The organism is Dermacoccus sp. Ellin185 (assembly GCF_000152185.1).
Lineage (GTDB): Bacteria > Actinomycetota > Actinomycetes > Actinomycetales > Dermatophilaceae > Dermacoccus > Dermacoccus nishinomiyaensis.
On the sequence record NZ_AEIQ01000035.1, the window covers coordinates 32,889 to 52,713 of the forward strand.

The window sequence follows — 19,825 nt, forward strand, 5'->3', positions numbered from 1 at the left end:
CCATGCTGCGCGTTGCCGTGCCCAACAAGGGCGCCCTGTCCGAATCCGCCGCGTCGATGCTCAAGGAAGCGGGCTACCGCGGGCGTCGCGAGTCGAAGGAACTCGTCGTCGTCGACCGCGACAACGACGTCGAGTTCTTCTTCCTGCGCCCCAAGGACATCGCCGTCTACGTCGGTTCGGGCACCCTCGACCTCGGCATCACCGGGCGTGACCTGCTGCTCGATTCCGGCTCGAGCGCCGTCGAACACCTGCAGCTCGGCTTCGGCGGTTCGACGTTCCGCTACGCCGGCCGCCCGGGTGTCGCGACGTCCGTCAGCGAGCTGGTGGGGCGCCGCATCGCGACGTCGTTCGCCGGCCTCGTGCGGGCCGATCTCGCCAAGAACGGCGTCGAGGCCGAGGTCGTACGTCTCGACGGCGCCGTCGAGACGGCCGTGACGCTCGGCGTCGCCGACGTCATCGCCGACGTCGTCGAGACCGGCACGACGCTGCGCAACGCGGGCCTCGAGGTCTTCGGCGAGCCGATCCTCACGAGTGAGGCCGTCCTCATCCGCCCGGACGCGCGTGAAGTCGGTGACGCCGCACTGACGCTCGTGCGTCGCCTCGAAGGTGTCCTCACGGCCCGCAACTTCGTCATGATGGACTATGACATCGAAGCTTCCCTCGTCGAACGCGCCGCGGCGCTGACGCCGGGGCTCGAGTCGCCGACCGTCTCGCCGCTGCACGACCCGAACAAGGTCGCGGTGCGCGCGATGGTCAACCGCAAGGTCATCAACCACGTGATGGACGAGCTGTACGCGCTCGGCGCGCGTGCCATCCTCGTCACCGACATCGCAGCCTGCCGCCTGTAGTCGAGCCCGCGAGGAGCAATCATGAGTGACGTCGACGCCTACCGTCCCTTCGTCCCGCGACGCGGGCGGGCGATGGCGTTCACCGCGGCGGCGCTGTCCGTCGTCGTGTTCGGCATCGTCGCGTTCGTCCTCGTGCCCGGTGGCGGTGCGACGGGGTGGACGACGATGGACAAGTGGTCGTTGTTCTTCCTCGGGTGTGCGATCGGCTGGATGCTGTCGCGCTGGGGGCTGGTCAAGGCCGTGCCGAACGAGCGCGGTCTCAAGGTGCGCAACCTCATCCTCACGCGTGAGATCGAGTGGGCCGAGATCCTCGGCGTCCAGTTCGGCGGCGGGCGGGCCTGGGCGACGCTCGACCTCGCCGACACCGAGCAGCTCGCCGTCATGGCCATCCAGCGCGCTGACGGCCCGTCGGCCGAGGCGGAGGCCTCGCGCCTCGCGGCCCTCGTCGAGGTCGCTCGTCAGCGTGCCGCAGCCGCGGCGGGCGCGCACGACTGACGCTCGTTCAGCCCCGAATGGGGTCGTCCGGCACGCGAACGAGCGCGTCGGGGCGCGGTGGGTGCGCCGCGAACCAGGCGTCCTCCTGCAACTCCCACGCGAGCCAGTAGGGCACGAACGTCTCGCCGTCGCGCTCCAGCGCGCGCCGCTTGCGTGTCTCGCGCTCGGCCTCCAGCCACAGGGCGGCGTGGGCGAGCGACCGTCCGACCCAGGTCGCGCCGACGCCTTCGACGATGAGCGGACGATCGGGTGTGATTGTGACGCGTCCTCGCGCCGCCGTGCCCGGCCAGTGGGTCGGCAGGTAGGTGCTCGCGTTGTGGCGTGACCACTGCTCGGCGATGTGACGGGCCCGCACGAGCCCCGCCGACAGCCCGTCCCAGTCGCGGTACAGATCGTCGAGGTGGACGATCTGGGCGTCCACGTGACGATCGTGCAGAGCGCCGGCGAGCTGCGTCTTGCCCGAGCCGGAGCGGCCGTCGATCGTGACGAGCCAGCGCGGGCGCGTCATCCGCGCCTCGACGTGCGCGAGGGCGTCGTCGTGTTCGACGTGCGGCACGCACGCGAGGGCGGCGGCCTCGGGACGCACGGGGGCCGAGAGCGAGCCGGCGCGTGCGTCATCCACGGATCAAACCTATCGGCGCTGCGTCGCCGTGGCCTCTAATCTGGTGCCATGACTGTTGCCGTGCGTGTCATCCCGTGCCTCGACGTCGACGCCGGCCGCGTCGTCAAGGGCGTCAACTTCGAGAACCTGCGCGACGCGGGCGACCCCGTCGAGCTCGCCGCGAAGTACGGCGCCCAGGGCGCCGACGAGTTGACGTTCCTCGACGTGACGGCGAGCTCCTCGGATCGTTCGACGACGTACGACGTCGTCTCGCGCACCGCGGAGCAGGTCTTCATCCCGCTGACGGTCGGGGGAGGCGTGCGCACGGTCGACGACGTCGACCGGTTGCTGCGCGCCGGCGCCGACAAGGTCGGCATCAACACGGGCGCCATCGCCCGCCCCGCGGTCATCGGGGAGATCGCCGACCGGTTCGGCGCGCAGGTGCTCGTCCTGTCGGCCGACGTGCGCCGCGTCGATGGCCACTACGTCGTGACGACGCACGGTGGGCGTCGCGCGAGCGACCTCGACGCCGTCGAATGGTGTGCTCGCGCGGAGGCGCTGGGCGCCGGGGAGATTCTGCTCAACTCGATGGACGCCGACGGCACGAAGGCCGGCTTCGACCTCGACCTCGTCGACGCCGTGCGCCGCGAGGTCAGCGTCCCGCTCATCGCGAGCGGCGGCGCGGGCGCCGTCGAGCACTTCGAGCCGGCCGTCGCGCACGGCGCTGACGCGGTGCTCGCCGCGTCGGTGTTCCACTACGGCGAGCTGACGATCGGTGACGTCAAGGGTGCCCTTGCGGCGGCGGGGCACCCGGTGCGCTGACGCTCCGTCGTGCGCTGACGCTCAGATGCCGCGCGGTTCGGCGACGAACCGGTTGATGTCGTCGGGCTCGCCCTCGAACTCGACGAAGCTCATCCGCCCGGCCAGGTGCAGCAGCACCTCGCTCGGCTGGCCGGCGACGATGAACTCGCCGATCGGCTCCGACGGCGAGTTGAGCGCCAGCGGCGCGTGCCCCGGGCACAGCGCCGCGACGCGCATCGCCGAGCGGCGCAGCGTCATCCGTGCGGCCGTGGGCAATGCGTCGTAGAGCGCGTTCTGCAGGTCGGCGCCCAGCACGCGGACGCCGTCCTGGTCGGCGGCCGGCAGCTGAGCGCGCAGGATGTCCTCGTGGTGGATGAAGTACTCCTGCAGGTTCGCGTGCGCATCGACGGCGGGGATGCGGAACGGCGAGAACTCGTGCGGACCCTTGCGCACCATGTCGACGAGATCCTCGAACGGGCGCAACGCGTAGCGCTCCCGGGTGCGTTCGGACGCGTCGCGCACCTGGGGCACGAGGATACCGAGGGCCTCCGGGCGGCGCTCACGCATCGCGAGGTGTGCCATGAGATCCCTGACATTCCAGCCGACGCACAGCGTCGGCGCGTCCGGGCCGAGGCGCAGGGCGGTGTCGCACAGGGCATGACGTTCGGCTTGGGCATACTTGCGCATGCCGCAATGTTGTCACCTGCGCGAATGCGCGAGCAAAGGAACCCCACGTGACCTCAGCCGACCTGGCCCCTGACGCCTCACCTGTGCGCGTGGCCGCCGCCGGCGCCCGCGAGCAGTGGCGAGCGTTCGCGCCCGCCGTCATCGGCGCGACGGCATACGGCATCCTCACCGTCCTCACCGCCCGCGTCATCGGCCACCTCGTCGCGGACGTCGTCACGCCGGCGGTGCGCGATCGTCACCTGGACGGTGCGATGGTCTGGCAGATCGTGTGGCAGCTCGGCGGCGTCGTCGCGCTCAACGCGGCCGCCGTCATCCTGCGCCGCATCGCGGCGGGCGTGGCGTACAACAACCTCATCGCCTCGACGCGGCGGCAGGTGACGCGCGCCTACCAGCTGCTGCCCATGCGCTGGCACCTCGCGCACCCGTCGGGTCAGCTGCTGTCGCACGCGAACTCGGACATCGAGGCGATCTGGAACATCTTCCAGCCGCTGCCGATGGCGCTCGGCGTCGCCGTCATGCTGGCGTTCGGGTTCGTCTCGATCTTCCTCGTCGACGTGTGGCTCGGCGTCGTCGCGCTCGTCGTGTTCCCGCTGCTCATCGTCATCAACTACTGGTTCCAGGTCGTCATGCGCGCCCGCGTGGAAGCGTCTCAGGCCGCGCGAGCGCGCGTCAGCGCCGTCGCGGACGAGAGCTTCGACGGCGCACTCGTCGTCAAGGCGCTCGGGCGAGCGGACGCGGAGGTGTCCCGGTTCGGTGACGCCGCGGGCGAGCTGCGCGACGCCAACGTCAGGCTCGGACGCACCGAGGGCATCTTCGACCCGATGACGAACGCGCTGCCGACGATCGGTTCGCTGCTCGTGGTCCTCGTCGGCGCCGAGCGGGTCGCGTCAGGCGCGATCACGGCGGCCGACGTCGTCGAGGTGGCGTACCTGTTCAACCTGCTCGCATGGCCGGTGCGTGCGTTCGGCTGGATCCTGTTCAGCCTGCCGCAGGTCGCGATCGGGTGGAAGCGCGTCAAGCCAATCCTCGACGAGGCGGGCTCGACCGTGGTGCCCGCGCGCACGCTGGAGCTACCCGGTGGGCCGATCGGCGTCGAGGTCGAGCACGTGACGTTCCGTCACGACGCGCGGCCGGCGGTGGGGGCTGATGCTGGGAGCGAGTCGGAGGACGGTTCCGACGTGGCCGAGGGCCTTCAGGAGCGGCGCGCAGCGTTGACCGACGTGACGCTGCGCGTGCCCGCGGGCGGATCCCTTGCCGTCGTCGGGGCGACGGGTGCCGGCAAGACGACGCTCGCGCAGGTCATCGCGGGGCTGACGACGCCCGATTCGGGCAGCGTGCTCTATGACGGCGTGCCCGCCGCGCATGCCGTGGCACGCGAGGAGCGGGTGGCCCTCGCGACGCAGGAGGCGTTCGTGTTCAACGAGTCGACGCGTGAGAACGTCGCGCTGGGGCGCGCCGGTGTGGATGCGGGGGCTATTGATGCGGCGCTCGGTGTCGCGCACGCCAAGGGGTTCGTTGCGGCGCTGCCGGAGGGGGAGGACACTTCGCTCGGCGAGCGCGGATCGCGGCTCTCTGGCGGTCAGCGTCAGCGCGTGGCGCTCGCGCGCGTGCTCGCGGGACGCCCCGGGCTCGTCGTGCTCGACGATGCGACGAGTGCCATCGACCCCGCGGTCGAAGGGCAGATCCTCACGTCCCTCGAGGAGGCGACGGACGGCTGCACAAGCGTCATCATCGCGCACCGCCGCTCGAGCATCCTGCTCGCCGACGAGGTCGCGTTCCTCGACGCCGGGCGCGTCGTCGCTCAAGGCACGCACGAAGAACTCATGGCGACGCAGCCGGCTTATGCGCTGTTGCTCACGGCGTACGAGACGCAGGACTCTTCAGCGTCCGGGGACGAGTCTGAGGGCGAGGGCCAAGGCGACTCAGACCGCAGCGCATCGGACGGGGCGACATCGGCTCCGCCTCATGCGGGGTCGGACGAGGCGCCCGCGGGGCAGGGGATCGCAGGGCAGACGGGGGTGTTCCACGAATCGGGTGAAGCGGGCGAACGCGGCGCGTTGGGAGCCATGACCGCGGCACCCGAAGCGTCGGTCGTCGATGCCGTCCGCGAGGAAGGCGAGGCGCGATGAAGCGGCGCTCGACAACCGCCACGGAGACAGCCGCCACGGCACAGGCGGCCGGCGCGACTCCCGTCGTCAGTGATCGCGGCACCCTGCGGCGCGGCCTGCAGCTCGCACCCGAGATGACGCGTGGGCTCGGGTGGACGCTGCTGCTCGCTCTCGTCGCGACGACGAGCAACGTCATCGTCCCCATGACGATCCAGCGCGCGATCGATGACGGCATCCTCGCGCCGGGCGGCATCGACCTCGGTGTCGTGCGCTGGACGTGTGCGCTCGCGGTGGTCGGCGTCGTCGTCGCCGGGCTGTGCTCGTACGTGATGAACGTGCGGCTGTTCAAGGCGTCGGAGGCGGGTCTCGCGACGTTGCGCGTCAAGGCGTTCGCGCACGTGCACGCGCTGTCGACGTTGACGCTCAACGCGTCGCGGCGCGGTTCGATGGTCTCGCGCGTGACGAGTGACGTCGACCAGATCTCGATGTTCGTGCAGCGCGGCGGCATGATGCTCATCGTCTCGATCGGGCAGTTGCTCGTCGCGACGGCCCTGATGCTGTGGTACTCGCCGCTGCTGACGGCCGTCGTGTGGGCGACGTTCGTGCCGCTCGTGTTCCTGCTGCGGCACTTCCAGCGCGTCGTCGGGCGCGCGTACGGCGTCGTGCGTGAGCGCGTCGCGGACATGCTCAGTGCGATCTCGGAGTCGGTCGCGGGTGCCGCGACGGTGCGGTTGTTCGGGGTGCAGGAGCGCACGCAGGCGCGCATGGACGAGACGATCGAACGTCAGCGTCGGGCGGCCATCAGCGCGCAGATCCGCGCGGTCGGTGCGTTCGTGTCGGGGCAGGGCATCTCGGGGCTCGCGCTCGTCCTCGTGCTCGCCGTCGGCGCGTGGCAGGGGGCGCACGGGCGGATGAGCGTCGGTGAGATCACGGCGTTCGTGTTCCTGACGAACCTGTTCACGCAGCCGGTGCAGACGGCGACGGAGGTGCTCAACGACCTGCAGAACGCGCTTGCCGGGTGGCGTCGCATCATCGAGGTGCTCGACACGCCACTCGAGGTCGAGCCGCCCACCGAGCCGGTGACGTTGCCGCGAGGGCCCGTCGGGGTCGAGTTCGATGACGTGACGTTCGCGTATCGCGCGGGCGACAAGCCCGCGATCGTCGGGCTGACGGCGTCGGTGGCCGCAGGTCGTCGTGTCGCCGTCGTCGGTGAGACCGGTTCGGGCAAGAGCACGCTCGCGAAGTTGCTGACACGACTCGTCGATCCGTCCGACGGTGTCGTGCGTCTCGGAGGCGTCGATCTGCGCGACCTCGACGACGCGTCGCTACGCGCGTCCGTCGCGTACCTGCCGCAGGAAGGGTTCTTGTTCGACGGCACGATCGCCGACAACGTGCGCTTCGCGCGCCCCGACCTGTCGAATGACGACGTCGCCGCCGCGTTCGACGCCATCGGCTGCGGCGCGTGGTTGGCGGGGCAGCCCGCCGGAGTGCTGACGCAGGTCGGCGCTCGCGGCGGGCGGTTGAGTGCGGGGGAGCGGCAGCTCGTGGCGCTCGCGCGCACGTACGTCGCGGGCCCCGACGTGCTCGTGCTCGACGAGGCGACCTCCAGCGTCGATCCCACGACGGACGTCGCCGTGGGTCGAGCGCTCGATCAGTTGATGACCGGCCGCACGAGCGTCGTCATCGCGCACCGCCTCGCGAGCGCCGAGAGTGCCGACGAGGTGTGGGTCATGGACGCAGGGCGCCTCGTGCAGCGAGGCGCGCACACGGCGCTTGTCGCCGCCGACGGGCCCTATGCGCGCCTGCACGCCGGCTGGGTGGCGTCGCACGCGCATTGACGTCTGGGCCATGGCGATCTGTGCCGAGTGGCCCGAGCGCCGGGCGCCCGATGGCGGGTAACTCACACGGAGGCAGGTTGCTACTCGCCATCGCGTGAGTTACCCGCCATCCTGCTCGGCGCTCGCTGATTCGTCATCGCCTCGGCTCGTCGCCGAGTTGCCTCCCGGAAGATGGTTGGCCGGCAGGGGGCCTCGGTCGAAGTCCGATGTGAGCCACCTCTCGAGTGATTCGTCGGGGAAGGTTGGCGGTGACCGGCCGGTGACGGCGGGGTCTGCCGCGGCGGAGGTGATCCGGTCGAGGCGGAAAACGCGCCAGTCGCGACGGTGCAGGTCATGGCGGAGGAGGTACCAGCGGCCCTCGCGGATGAAGCAGATGAGCGGATGCACCTGTCGATCGCAGACACGGCCGTCGCCGTCGGAATGGCGAAGTGCACGATGCCACGTTGGGCGGCTGTGTCAACGAGCAGACCGTGCAGGCGCGCGTCGACAGGCTCGAGCCCACTCGTCAGCACGTTGGTCGCCGTCGCGGTCGCGACGGCTCGTCGACGCAGCGACCCCGGCAGCAGGCGTTCGAGCTTGGCGCGCACGACTGTGGCGTCCGTCGCCCCGGCGGTGTCTCCTTCGAGACCTGCCCCCTCGAGCACGAGCAGGGCCGTGACGAGGGTGGACACCTCGTCGGCGTCGAGTACGAGGGGCGGGATCGTGACGCCCGAGTCCAGGCGGTAGCCGCCGCCGGGACCGGGCGTGACCGCACGCTGTAACCGAGGCTGCGCAAGCTAGCGACACCGCGTCGGACGGATCGCGGCCCCGTGTCAAGACGCATGGCGAGATCAGCCACGGAGCACCATCGGCCCGTCTGGAGCAGACCCAACGATTCGAGGGTACGCGACGAAGGACTCGTGACGGGCTTGTGGGACATGCGTTCATTGTCGTGCGAGATGAGGACCGGAACCGTCTGCATCTGGTCCTAGCGTCATTCCACGAGGGCGCGGGCACACCGCCGCTCAGGAAAGGGTGATCGATGCGCATCGCCATCACGACACCCAATGGAAACGTGGGTCGCCACCTGATTCGTATGCTCGTCCGAGTCGGGGTACGGCCCGTGCTCTTGGCACGGCATCCCGCGCAGATCGCGCGGGAACTGCGCCCCCTCGTCGACATCGTCGAGGCGGATTCGCTGGACCGCGACGAGGTCGTCGCCGCGACTCGCGGGATTGATGCCGTGTACTGGGTGAATCCGAGCCCGATGACCGCTGATCCGCTCGCTGAGCATGCTCGGGCGAGCGAGGCAATCGTGGGTGCCGTCCGCGCGAACGGCATCAGGCGCGTCGTGTTCCACAGCAGCGTGGGGGCAGAGAAGCGCCACTGTGTGGGAGGGATCGACGGCCTTGCCGCGACGGAGTTGTCGCTCGACGCGCTCGACGTCGACGTCACGCACCTGCGGTGCGGTTATTTCTTCTCCAACCTCACCCGGCACCTGGCGGCGATCCGCCAGGGCGAAATCGACACGGTGCTCCGGGTTGATCACGCATTCAGCTGGGTGGCGCCGCGTGACGTCGCCGAGATGGCGGCACTCTGCCTCCTTGACGAGGGGTGGCAGGCGCGTCATGTCCGAGCGGTTCACGGGTCGCGGGATCTCTCGTGGCGCGACGTCACGCGCATTCTCTTCGACCACGTGGGAAATGCGGTGGCGGCGCGCCAGATCAGCGATGCGGCGTGATGTCCCGCTACCTGGGGCCGGGCTCGCCCGTGGTCTCGCGCAGGCGTTACTGGGGATGAGCACCGGAATCCGCGATGATTTCCGTCCCGAGCAGGGGCGGACCCCCGCCACCACGACGCCGACGCAGCTCGCGGGCTGGGTGTACGACGAGCTGCTGCCGATCATGGGTGCGTGACGATCGGGTTGGGCAGTCGCGTTTGAGGATCAGCGTTGGAAGCGCCGCCGGCGCCCGCGCGGGCGTGGTCAGTGAGAGCCGGCTCAATGGATCTTTCATGTGACGGAGCCTACCCCTATTCGAACATGTGTGCGATAATTGGGTCATGGAAACGCTAGAGATGACGGACGCGGCGAACATCGTCGCGCGTCTCTCTGAGCTGCCCGGTGAGGCTGTCCTGGCCGTTTGGGGCGAGCTGACGACGCGGGTCGCAGAGGAGGTTCTCACCGATCCGGCATCGCTCGTTCCGCTCACCGATGGAGGCGCGAGCCTGGACGGTCGGTTGGACGCCCTGATGAGTCACCGTCGCCACCTTGAACGCGCTGCGGCGCTCACACAACGTGTTGCACGCAGCGCCGAAGCGGTCACGCACATGCTGGCCTCCGAACACCATGACAGTGTGCGTCGCCACGACGTCCTCAGCGGCGAGGCGATGGGTGAGGGCGCGTCCGACGATTCTCGGGCCTACGACGTCGAGGCCGGCGAGTTCGCGGCCTCAGCGCTCGGCGGCGCACTCGGGCTGACGGCGCCCGCCGCCCGGGCGATGGCGGCGGGGGCTTCGACGCTGCGTGCGCGCCATCCCGGCCTGCTGGCGGCCTCGGCACGCGGAGACGGCTCCGTGCGGGTGGCGGCGATGCTGGCGGGGGAGCTCGCGCACCTCGAGGCGGACGCTGCGCGCTCCGTGGCACAGATGCTCATCGACAGCGGAGATCATCGACGCGCTCACCAGGCGGCGCGGCAGGCGTGCCGCAAGACCCTGCGTCGGCTCGGTCTCACTCGCCCTGCCGACGAGGTCGAGGTGGAGTCGACGCGCGGGGTGTGGTTCGAGCCGCACCTCGAGTTCGAGTCGCTGTGCACGATGACAGCCGTTCTCGACACCTACGACGCCACGGCCATCCAGGCCGTGATGGAGGAACGTGCGCGGCGCCTGCAGGAGAACTCTGCCCCCGGCGCTCGGCTTTTCGTCGGCGCAGCGCGGGCTGACGCGCTCACCGACCTCATCCTCGAGAACTGCACCGTGACGGCCACGCTGAACCTGCAGGTGCCGATCATCGCGCGACCTCCCGACCCGTCGAGATCCGCCGTCGCGGGGCTCCTCGACCCGCCGAGATCCACGGGCGTCCCGGACGCGGAGGACGTGTCCGACCTGCTTGACGCGAGGGTCCCTCGGCCCGCCATTGGAGTGCCGCCGGGTCATTCCCCGGCGTCGCCCGCAACGTCGTCGATGGTCCTGGGTGCCTGTGGCGTGCGCGGCGTCGGTGTTCTTTCTGCTGGCGTCGTCGCCCGCCTCGCCGCTACGGCTGGTGTGGGATTCACGGCGACGCTCGCGTCGCACCACGGGTGTGGTCGCATCACGACGCTGGCCACCACGACGGCTGCTCACCGCCCAAGTGTCGGCATCGCCAAGCTCGTGCGGGAGCGCGACGGCGTGTGCCGCTTCCCGTTCTGCGAAACGGCCGCCTCGCGGTGCGACCTCGACCACGTCATGCCGTTCGACCAGGGCGGGCCGACGAGCGCGACCAACCTGCAGGCGCTGTGTCGTCACCATCACCGCGCCAAGACCCACGGGGGCTTCCGCGTGAGGATGACGCCCGACGGCGTCTGCACGTGGCTGTCGCCCTCCGGTGCCCGCTGGGTCACCGAACCCGGCGGCATCACACACGCCGACGCCGTTCGCGCCGCCTGACGGCCCTCGCGGCCCTGCGGCCCCGGCTGCCTGCCGAACCCTGATCTCACGTGCTCCGCGCTCTCGGTGCGCCGCCGCTCAATCCTGGTCTGGCGAGGTCTGTGCCCGCTACCTACTGCTCGAACCTGGTCTGACGGCGCAGTCATTCCCCGGCCACAACCCGCGGCCCATTTCATGTCCCGGGCGCGTTCACTTTCCCGGGCGCAGCATCATCGACACGGCGGCACCACGCACGCCGGCGCCACACCTGTTCGCGCGGCCTGACGACTCGGTGACGCCCGCCTCCACCTCGCCAGTCGTGTCGGCGACACCGCGTCCGAACCCTCGCTCGGATGCCTGGGTGAGATCACGCTGAGGGAGAACTCCACCCGTTCATGCGACGTCAGCGTGGGATAAGGCCGCGCTGGATCCCCGCCGTCATCCGCCGTGCGCGGGTGCGGGGTCAGGCGCAGCTGCGTCCCCGTCGCGATCCGCGATGCGCGGGAGCGTGAGGTCAGGCGGCGTTGGGGCCCGCAGTGATCCGCGAGGTGCCAGCGCGAGACACCGCGACGGGTTGTCAGGGCCACTTGGCACAATGGCCCCCATGTCTTCGCCCGAGCCTTCATCGCCGCTCAGCCCTGACGTCGCGCAGCGCCTCAAGCGCGACGACGCGGGTCTCGTCGCCGCGATCATCCAGGACGACACGAACGGTGACGTGCTCATGCTCGGCTGGATGGACGACGAGGCGCTGCGCCGCACGCTGAGCGAGGGGCGCGTGACGTTCTGGTCGCGCAGCCGCGGCGAGTACTGGCGCAAGGGCGACACGTCGGGTCACGCGCAGTACGTGCGCAGCGTCGCTCTCGACTGCGACGGCGACGCGTTGCTCGTCCGCGTCGACCAGGTCGGCGCCGCATGCCACACCGGCGAACGCAGCTGCTTCTTCACCGACCTCGACGCCGCCGTCTGCAGTGATGGCGCGATCGCGTCCACCGGAACCGACGCTGACGCAGCTACCACGGCGCCCACCGGAACCGACGCTGCGGACGCAGCCACGACAACGTCAACCCCAACCGTCGCCGCAGACGTACCCGCCACCATGCCCACCCCCAGGAGCAACGCATGACTGCCGCAGCCGAGCCGGAGACGAGCCTCGCCGCCGACCTCACCTGGGGCGCGACGTGGCCGAGCGTCGAGTTGTTCGAGCACCTCGCGGGTGGGCGTCGCGTCATCCCCGTCGTGCGCAAGCTGCTCGCCGACGCGGAGACACCCATCGGCATCTACCGCAAGCTGGCGCGCGACGAGCCGGGCACGTTCCTGCTGGAATCGGCGGAGCACGGCGGCGTGTGGTCGCGCTACTCGTTCATCGGCGCCGCGAGCCGCGCGACGCTCACCGAGCGTGACGGCGACGTCGTCTGGCTCGGCGACGTGCCGACGGGGCTGCCGACGACAGGCCTGGCGGTCGATGCCCTACGCGCGTCCCTGCAGGCACTTCACACCGAACGCATCGCCGGCCTGCCGCCGCTGACGAGCGGTTTCGTCGGCGCGATCGGCTACGACGCGGTGCGTCGCTGGGAGAAGATCGGCAACCACGCCGACGACGTCCTCGCGATCCCCGAAGTCACGATGTTGCTCGCCACGGATCTCGCCGTCATGGACCATCAGGACGGCTCGCTCCTGCTCGTCGCCAATGCCGTCAACTTCGACGGCCTCGAATCCGGCGCGCGCGCCGCGTACGACGACGCCGTCGCCCGCCTCGACGCGATGCAGACCCGCCTCGCCGAACCGGCAGCTTCGACGGTGGCGATCCCGCACGAGGGCGCCCAGGACGTGCGCAGCAGCCACACGCGCGAGCAGTTCCACGACATGGTGGAGGCGTGCAAGGAGGACATCCGCGCGGGCGAGGCGTTCCAGATCGTCGTCAGCCAGCGATTCAGCGTCGACACGCACGCCGACGCGCTCGATGTCTACCGCGCCCTGCGCGCGAGCAACCCCAGCCCCTACATGTATCTGCTCCGCCTGCCGCACCCTGACGGCGGCGCGTACGACGTCGTCGGCAGCTCGCCGGAGGCGCTCGTCAAGGTGACAGGCGAACGCGTCATCACGCACCCGATCGCGGGTTCGCGCCCGCGCGGCAAGACCCCGGAACACGATCAGGAGCTCGCCGACGACCTGCTGGCCGACCCCAAGGAACGCAGCGAGCACCTCATGCTCGTCGACCTGTCGCGCAACGACCTGCAGCGCGTCTGTCGCGCGGGCACCGTCGAGACGGTCGAGTTCATGAACATCCGCAACTACAGCCACGTCATCCACCTCGAGTCGACCGTCATCGGCGCACGCCGTGACGACGTCACCGCCTACGACGTGCTCGAGGCGACGTTCCCCGCGGGCACCCTCTCGGGCGCGCCGAAACCACGCGCGATGCAGATCATCGAATCGCGCGAGGGCACCCGTCGGGGCATCTACGGCGGCGTCATCGGCTACTTCGACCTCGCGGGCGACGCCGACGCCGCCATCGCCATCCGCACCGCCGTGCTCAAGGACGGTGTCGCGCACGTCCAGGCGGGCGCCGGCGTCGTCGCCGACTCGGTGCCGGAGAGCGAATACCAGGAGACGATCAACAAGGCCGCCGCGGCGTTGCGCGCCGTCGCGACCGCCGACGGCATGACGGGAATCGCATGAGCACCTTCACGACGAAACGCAGCGTCATCCTGCTCAGCCTCATCGCGGCCGTCCTCGCCGCGATCGTCTCGGGGCGCACGTGGATCAACGGCTCCCTCAACGATGGCGTCATCGCGAGCAGCAAGGTCGACGTCACGGGCAACCAGGCGGTGCCCGGCTACTTCGGCATCGCCCTCGTCGCCGTGGCCGGCGTCCTTGCCGCCGCGACGGCCGGCCGCATCGCGCGTTGGCCCGCCGCGCTCGTCTCGCTCATCGCCTCGGTCGCGCTGCTCGTCGTTACGCTGCTGACGCTGGGCGACCCGGCCTCGGCGGTCAAGACTCGGATGACGTCCGTCACCGGCCACAACGGTGAGGCCGTCGCGCGCGGCACGTTCACGCCATGGTTCTGGGCCGCGGTGTTCGCCGGCCTGCTCAGCGTCGCCGCGTCCCTGCTGGCGCTGCTCGGCGTGCGCCGCTGGGCGGGGCTGTCGAGCCGCTACGACGCGCCGACGGAGACCAAGGCGCCGACCACGCACGAGAGCGACTGGGATCTCATGAACCGCGGCATCGACCCGACGGACACCGAGACCGCCCCCGGCTCGCACGAGCCGGACGGGCCTGACACAATGATCCAGAACAGTTCATCAACGCGCGTGACGGAGACGTCGGCTGCGCAGCACGGCTCCAAGGAGAAATGACGATGTCCGGAGAAAGCCCGTACCTCGACCACGGCCACAGCCCCGCCGCCTGGACGGGCGTCGGCATCTGCATGGTCGGTTCGCTCCTCATCGCGTTCGGCGTGTACTTCGGCAACGCACTGCTCGACATCATCGGCGCGGTCCTCGTCGTCGTCGGCGGCGTCGTCGGGTGGCTCATGGGCAAGGCGAACCGCCGCAGCGCTGCCGCGCACGGCTCGATGGACTCCGAGCGCAAGCCCGCCTGATCCGCGCCGCGGCCTGACGGGCCCGGCGCGCGCCGTGACCACACGCTGGAACCGGCGGCGCCGTGCCCTGTCACGCTGATTGGATTCGACCGTGACCACTGTTCTCGACTCGATCATCGCCGGGGTGCGAGACGACCTCGCCGAGCGCGTGCGCGCTCGCAGCCTCGCCGACGTCACGCGTGACGCCGACGCCGCACCGCCCGCACGCGACGCGCTCGCCGCGTTCCACGCCGCCCGCGAGGCGCGGCGCATCGCCGTCATCTCCGAGGTGAAGCGATCCAGCCCGAGCAAGGGCGCGCTCGCGCAGATCCCCGATCCGGCCGCGCTCGCCGCGCAGTACGCCGACGGGGGAGCGACCGCGATCTCGGTGCTCACCGAGCAGCGCCGGTTCGGCGGGTCGCTCTCCGATCTCGACGCCGTGCGCGCCGCCGTCGACATCCCGGTGCTGCGCAAGGACTTCATGGTCGAGCCGTACCAGTTCTTCGAGGCCCGCGCCCATGGCGCCGACCTCGTCCTCCTCATCGTCGCCGCCCTCGACGACGCACAGCTGCGCGACTTCGCGGCTCTCACGCGCGAACTCGGGATGACGGCGCTCGTCGAGGTCCACGACACCGCCGAAGCGGAACGGGCACTTGCCGTCGACGCGCAGCTGCTCGGCGTCAACGCCCGTAACCTCAAGACGCTCGACGTCCACCCCGAGGTGTTCGGCCCGATCGCCGCGACGCTGTCGGCGCACGTCGTCAAGGTCGCCGAGTCGGGCATCTCCGGGCCCGCCGATGCCGCCCGCTACGCCCGCGAGGGCGCACAGGCGCTGCTCATCGGCGAGGCACTCGTCAAGAACGGCGACCCCCGGCAGGGGCTTGCCGACATCATCACCGCGTGCGCGGACGCCACGAACGCGTCAGCCGTCGAAGGGACGCCCGCATGACCGACCCCACCCCGCTCGGCGAACCGCGCCACGACGGTCTCGCGCCGCACGGCCTCGGGCGCTTCGGCGACTACGGCGGACGCTACGTCCCCGAGGCCCTCGTCGCCGCGCTCGAAGAGCTCGACGAGCAACGCCAGAAGGCGATGGTGGACGATGAGTTTCGCGACGAACTCGCCGAACTGCACCGTACATACACGGGCCGTCCGAGCCCGATCACCGAGGTCAAGCGCTTCGCCGAGCACTGCGGCGGCGCGCGCGTCTTCCTCAAGCGCGAGGATCTCAACCACACCGGCTCGCACAAGATCAACAACGTCCTCGGCCAGGCGCTGCTGGCCAAGCGCATGGGCAAGACGCGCGTCATCGCGGAGACGGGTGCCGGCCAGCACGGCGTTGCCACCGCGACGGCCGCGGCGCTCATGGGCCTCGAGTGCGTCGTCTACATGGGCAAGGTCGACACCGAGCGTCAGGCCCTCAACGTCGCACGCATGCAGCTGCTCGGCGCAAGCGTCGTGCCCGTCGAGCACGGCAGCCAGACGCTCAAGGACGCCGTCAACGAGGCGTTCCGCGACTGGGTCGCCAACGTCGACACGACGCACTACGTGCTCGGCACGGTGACGGGCCCCTACCCGTTCCCCGAGATGGTGCGCGACTTCCACAAGCTCATCGGTGAGGAGGCCCGCGAGCAGATCCTCGCCGAGGCCGGGCGCCTGCCCGACGCAGTCTGCGCCTGCGTCGGCGGCGGCTCGAACGCGATGGGTATCTTTCACCGCTTCATCGGTGACGACGGCGTTCGCCTCGTCGGCCTCGAGGGCGGCGGCGAGGGCATCGCGAGCGGCAAGCATGCGTCGCGCTTCAGCGGCCAGGGCACGCCGGGCGTCCTGCACGGTGCGTACACCTACGTCATCCAGGACGAGGAGGGCCAGACGATCGAGACGCACTCGGTGTCCGCGGGCCTCGACTACCCGAGCGTCGGTCCGGAGCACAGCTACCTCAAGGACATCGGTCGCGCCGAGTACCACCCGATCACCGACGTCGAGGCGATGGAGGCGTTCCGGCTGCTGTCACAGACCGAGGGCATCCTGCCGGCCATCGAGTCGGCGCACGCCCTCGCGGGCGCGATGAAGGTCGGCGCCGAGCTGGGCGAGGACGGGCTGATCCTCGTCAGCCTCTCCGGGCGCGGCGACAAGGACGTGCACACCGCCGCCCGCTGGTTCGGGCTCATCGATGAAGACGAGACCGTCGTCCGCGGCGAGGACGAGGAGACGAAGCTGTGAGCACCCCCATCCCGCTGGACGCCGTCTTCGCCGCCACCCGTGACGAAGGACGCGCCGCCCTCGTCGGCTACCTTCCCGCAGGCTTCCCGAGCGTCGCGGATTCGATCCGCGCCGCGCAGGTCATGGTCGAGAACGGTTGCGACATCGTCGAGGTCGGCCTGCCGTACACCGATCCGCTCATGGACGGCCCCGTCATCCAGAGCGCCGCGACGCAGGCTCTCGCGGGCGGTGTGCACACCGCGGACGTCTTCCGCGTCGTGCGGGCCGTCACCGACGCCGGTGGCGCGGCCGTCGTCATGACGTACTGGAACCCGGTGCTGCGCTACGGCATCCGCCGTTTCGCGGAGGAGTTGAAGGCCGCCGGGGGAGCCGGCCTCATCACCCCCGACCTCGTGCCCGACGAGGCCGACGAGTGGATCGCCGTCGCCGACGAGCTCGGCCTCGCGAAGATCTTCCTCGTCGCGCCCAGTTCGACGCCCGCCCGCGTCGCGGCGACGACGGCGAACTGCTCGGGCTTCGTCTACGCGGCGTCCGTCATGGGCGTCACGGGTGCGCGCACGAGCGTCGGCGACGCCGCGAAGGGTCTCGTCGAGCGGACGAAGGCCGCCACCGACCTGCCCGTCTGCGTCGGCCTCGGCGTCTCGACGGCGGAACAGGCGCGCGAGATCGGCCGATACGCCGACGGTGTCATCGTCGGTTCCGCGCTCGTCAAGACGCTGCTCGACACCGACCCCGAACGCGGCCTGGCGGCCCTCGCCGAGGCCACGAAGGAACTGAGCGACGGAGTACGACGTTGAGCACCAGCATGGACACGAGCACGACCAAGCCCACCGCCGAGCGCTCGAACCGCTGGCCGTGGATCGCCCTCGTGCTGCGCCTCGTGCTCGCCGGCGTCTTCCTCTATGCAGGCCTGCCGAAGCTCACGCACCTCGACGCCTCGCGCCGCTCGGTGCGCGCATACGACCTGTTCTCCTACGACGTCGCGAACGTCATCGGCACGATCCTGCCGCTGGCGGAGGTGGCGCTCGGCGTCATCCTGCTCGTCGGCCTGTTCACCCGCTTCGCGGCGATCATCTCCGCGCTGCTGCTCGTCATCTTCATCGCGGGCATCGCCTCGGCGTGGGCGCGCGGCATCTCGATCGACTGTGGGTGCTTCTCCGAGGGCGGGGCGGTTGCCGCGAGCCAGACGAAGTATCCGCAGGAGATCGGCCGCGACATCGTCTTTCTCATCCTCGCCGGGCTGCTCGCCTGGCGCCCGCGCAGCCGCTTCAGCGCCGACGGGGCGCTGTGGGGCTGAACGATCTTCGTGACTCAACGCCCCCGCCATCTGTGAAAGGCTTCACCCATGCGACCTGATGCTTCCACCAAGCTGCAATCCGTGGCGCCCAAGCAGGGCCCCAGCAAGGGCTTGATCGCCGCGATCGTCGGCCTCGTGGCCGTCCTCGCGATCGCGGCCGTCGCCTTCCTCTCGCTCAACAAGAGCGATGACACCGACACCCCTGTCGCTGCCGGTGACACCCCGACGGGTGCACTCGCCAACGGCCAGGGCATGCCGGTGTTCGCCGACAAGGCCAAGGCCGACGCGAAGAAGGTCGACGTCTACTTCGACTACCAGTGCCCGTACTGCAAGCAGTTCGAGCAGGCCCAGGGAGCCAAGCTCCTGGACATGGCGAAGGCCGGTGACGTCAAGCTGACGTACCACGTCAAGACCTTCCTCGATGAGAACCTGCCCGGCGACAGCTCTGCCCGAGCCGCGAACGCCGCGTTCTGCACCGCCACCGCCGGAAAGTTCTCCGACTTCACGACGAAGGTGTTCGAGAACCAGCCCAAGGAGGGCGTCGGCTACACGAACGAGACGCTCATCAAGCTCGCGAAGGAGGTGGGCGTCAAGGGCTCGTCCTATGAGAAGTGCGTCAACGACAACCGGTACTCGGCGTACGTCAAGAAGACCGAGTCCGAGACCAACAAGGCCGGGGTCAACTCCACGCCGGTCGTCAAGATCAACGGCAAGGACGTCGACAACGCCGACATGGCCGGCATGATGAACATCGAGAACTCGACGCCCACCACGATCGACAAGGTGCTGGCCAAGTTCTGATGCTGACGGAGATTCCTTCACCGACCGAAGGGGTGCTGTGGCTGGGCCCGGTGCCCCTTCGGGCGTATGCGATCTGCATCCTGGCGGGCGTCGTCATCGCGACGATGATCACCGGGCGGCGCCTCGAAGGGCGCGGCTACTCGCGTGACGCGGCCGTCGACGTCGCCCTGTGGATCGTGCCGTTCGGCATCGTCGGGGGGCGGCTGTACCACGTCATCACGACGCCGCAACCGTACTTCGGCGAGGGCGGGCACCCGCTCGACGCGTTCAAGGTGTGGGAGGGCGGCCTCGGCATCTGGGGCGCCGTCGTCCTGGGCGCCGTCGGCGCCTGGTTGGGCGCGCGCAAGGCGGGCGTCCCGTTCCCGGTGCTCGCCGACTGCGTCGCCCCCGCGCTGCCGCTCGCGCAGGCGATCGGCCGGTTCGGCAACTATTTCAACAACGAGTTGTACGGTCGCGCGACGAACGTGCCGTGGGCCCTCGAGATCCACCAGTGGGACATGAACAAGGGGCGTTCGGTCGTCGACTCGACCGGTGCCCCCGTCGTCCTCGGCACGTTCCACCCGACGTTCCTCTACGAGGCGATCTGGTGCATGCTCATCGCCCTCGTCATCTGGCGCCTGTCGGATTCGGGGCGGCTGCGCCAGGGGCAGGCGTTCGCGCTGTACGTCATGCTGTACCCGCTAGGCCGCATCGTCGTCGAGTTGATGCGCAGCGACTTCGCGAACCGCATCCTCGGTGTGCGCGTCAACGTGTGGGTGTGCGGCATCGTCTTCCTGCTCGGCCTCGCGATCTTCATCGCGCGCCGGCGTGCGTCCGCCGACCCACGGGCGGCGCACCAGCTCGAGCCGGATGCCCACGGTGCACACGATGCGGACACCACGGCCGACGAGGCCTCCTGAGCTGTATCGTCAGCTGAGACGCGCTCGTCCACGTGGTGAGCGCGCAT

Annotated in this window: 19 protein-coding genes and 1 pseudogene; 17 read left to right on the forward strand and 3 right to left on the reverse strand. The window is 70.2% G+C overall.

Annotation, left to right across the window (positions count from 1 at the left end):
* Window positions 1-2: 2 nt before the first annotated feature.
* Window positions 3-848: an ATP phosphoribosyltransferase gene (hisG, locus tag HMPREF0321_RS01965; RefSeq protein WP_006943808.1), complete on the forward strand. Its 846-nt coding sequence runs from the start codon at window positions 3-5 to the stop codon at window positions 846-848.
* A gap of 21 nt (window positions 849-869) precedes the next feature.
* Window positions 870-1,343 (forward strand): PH domain-containing protein, encoded by a 474-nt coding sequence (locus HMPREF0321_RS01970; protein WP_006943810.1) that lies wholly within the window; start codon window positions 870-872, stop codon window positions 1,341-1,343.
* A 7-nt stretch (window positions 1,344-1,350) separates the two neighbouring features.
* On the opposite strand, the gene HMPREF0321_RS01975 is transcribed toward HMPREF0321_RS01970, so the two are convergent.
* Window positions 1,351-1,965: an AAA family ATPase gene (locus HMPREF0321_RS01975; protein ID WP_006943823.1), complete on the reverse strand. Its 615-nt coding sequence runs from the start codon at window positions 1,963-1,965 to the stop codon at window positions 1,351-1,353.
* A 48-nt stretch (window positions 1,966-2,013) separates the two neighbouring features.
* Here HMPREF0321_RS01975 and hisF point away from each other — a divergent pair, with 48 nt between their 5' ends.
* Window positions 2,014-2,766: an imidazole glycerol phosphate synthase subunit HisF gene (gene hisF / locus HMPREF0321_RS01980; RefSeq protein WP_006943747.1), complete on the forward strand. Its 753-nt coding sequence runs from the start codon at window positions 2,014-2,016 to the stop codon at window positions 2,764-2,766.
* 21 nt (window positions 2,767-2,787) lie between these two features.
* On the opposite strand, the gene HMPREF0321_RS01985 is transcribed toward hisF, so the two are convergent.
* A complete protein-coding gene (locus tag HMPREF0321_RS01985) occupies window positions 2,788-3,432 on the reverse strand; it encodes a TIGR03085 family metal-binding protein (RefSeq protein WP_006943812.1) in 645 nt (214 codons plus the stop codon).
* A 47-nt stretch (window positions 3,433-3,479) separates the two neighbouring features.
* Between HMPREF0321_RS01985 and HMPREF0321_RS01990 the strand changes: the two genes are divergently transcribed.
* Together HMPREF0321_RS01990 and HMPREF0321_RS01995 are read left to right on the forward strand one after the other, a co-directional pair.
* A complete protein-coding gene (locus HMPREF0321_RS01990; RefSeq protein ID WP_006943803.1) occupies window positions 3,480-5,561 on the forward strand; it encodes an ABC transporter ATP-binding protein in 2,082 nt (693 codons plus the stop codon).
* Window positions 5,558-7,378, forward strand: a complete 1,821-nt coding sequence (locus tag HMPREF0321_RS01995) for an ABC transporter ATP-binding protein (RefSeq protein ID WP_006943792.1) — start codon at window positions 5,558-5,560, stop codon at window positions 7,376-7,378. Before HMPREF0321_RS01990 ends, HMPREF0321_RS01995 begins: the two co-directional genes overlap by 4 nt.
* Window positions 7,379-7,477: 99 nt before the next feature.
* Here the strand turns inward: HMPREF0321_RS01995 and HMPREF0321_RS16920 are convergent, their stop codons facing one another.
* Complete coding sequence (locus HMPREF0321_RS16920) at window positions 7,478-7,765, reverse strand: WYL domain-containing protein (RefSeq protein WP_050786432.1); 288 nt, start codon at window positions 7,763-7,765, stop codon at window positions 7,478-7,480.
* Window positions 7,766-8,399: 634 nt separating this feature from the next.
* Between HMPREF0321_RS16920 and HMPREF0321_RS02005 the strand changes: the two genes are divergently transcribed.
* From HMPREF0321_RS02005 to lgt, 12 genes and pseudogenes are all read left to right on the forward strand, one after another.
* On the forward strand, window positions 8,400-9,098 hold the full coding sequence (locus HMPREF0321_RS02005) for an SDR family oxidoreductase (RefSeq protein WP_006943784.1): 699 nt from the start codon (window positions 8,400-8,402) through the stop codon (window positions 9,096-9,098).
* 320 nt (window positions 9,099-9,418) lie between these two features.
* Window positions 9,419-10,999 carry an HNH endonuclease signature motif containing protein gene (locus HMPREF0321_RS14585; RefSeq protein WP_082740820.1) on the forward strand — a complete coding sequence of 527 codons (1,581 nt, stop codon included), beginning with the start codon at window positions 9,419-9,421 and terminating at the stop codon, window positions 10,997-10,999.
* Between the two features lie 574 nt (window positions 11,000-11,573).
* Window positions 11,574-11,936: pseudogene (hisI, locus tag HMPREF0321_RS02015) on the forward strand (phosphoribosyl-AMP cyclohydrolase); the annotation flags it as partial.
* A gap of 161 nt (window positions 11,937-12,097) precedes the next feature.
* On the forward strand, window positions 12,098-13,657 hold the full coding sequence (locus HMPREF0321_RS02020) for an anthranilate synthase component I (protein WP_006943732.1): 1,560 nt from the start codon (window positions 12,098-12,100) through the stop codon (window positions 13,655-13,657).
* Entirely contained in the window at window positions 13,654-14,334 is a 681-nt protein-coding gene (locus tag HMPREF0321_RS02025) for a Trp biosynthesis-associated membrane protein (protein ID WP_006943802.1), read from the forward strand. Before HMPREF0321_RS02020 ends, HMPREF0321_RS02025 begins: the two co-directional genes overlap by 4 nt.
* Before the next feature lie 2 nt (window positions 14,335-14,336).
* Window positions 14,337-14,579 (forward strand): HGxxPAAW family protein, encoded by a 243-nt coding sequence (locus HMPREF0321_RS02030; RefSeq protein WP_006943818.1) that lies wholly within the window; start codon window positions 14,337-14,339, stop codon window positions 14,577-14,579.
* 91 nt (window positions 14,580-14,670) lie between these two features.
* Window positions 14,671-15,507, forward strand: coding sequence for an indole-3-glycerol phosphate synthase TrpC (gene trpC, locus HMPREF0321_RS02035; RefSeq protein ID WP_006943820.1), 837 nt, complete (start codon window positions 14,671-14,673; stop codon window positions 15,505-15,507).
* Window positions 15,504-16,781: a tryptophan synthase subunit beta gene (gene trpB / locus HMPREF0321_RS02040; RefSeq protein WP_006943822.1), complete on the forward strand. Its 1,278-nt coding sequence runs from the start codon at window positions 15,504-15,506 to the stop codon at window positions 16,779-16,781. Before trpC ends, trpB begins: the two co-directional genes overlap by 4 nt.
* Entirely contained in the window at window positions 16,778-17,578 is an 801-nt protein-coding gene (trpA, locus tag HMPREF0321_RS02045) for a tryptophan synthase subunit alpha (RefSeq protein WP_006943817.1), read from the forward strand. The genes trpB and trpA overlap by 4 nt, the downstream gene beginning before the upstream one ends.
* Complete coding sequence (locus HMPREF0321_RS02050; RefSeq protein WP_231729550.1) at window positions 17,575-18,078, forward strand: MauE/DoxX family redox-associated membrane protein; 504 nt, start codon at window positions 17,575-17,577, stop codon at window positions 18,076-18,078. Before trpA ends, HMPREF0321_RS02050 begins: the two co-directional genes overlap by 4 nt.
* 48 nt (window positions 18,079-18,126) lie before the next feature.
* Window positions 18,127-18,879 (forward strand): thioredoxin domain-containing protein, encoded by a 753-nt coding sequence (locus HMPREF0321_RS14590; protein WP_006943804.1) that lies wholly within the window; start codon window positions 18,127-18,129, stop codon window positions 18,877-18,879.
* Window positions 18,879-19,778 carry a prolipoprotein diacylglyceryl transferase gene (gene lgt, locus HMPREF0321_RS02060; protein ID WP_006943814.1) on the forward strand — a complete coding sequence of 300 codons (900 nt, stop codon included), beginning with the start codon at window positions 18,879-18,881 and terminating at the stop codon, window positions 19,776-19,778. The genes HMPREF0321_RS14590 and lgt overlap by 1 nt, the downstream gene beginning before the upstream one ends.
* Window positions 19,779-19,825: the final 47 nt, after the last annotated feature.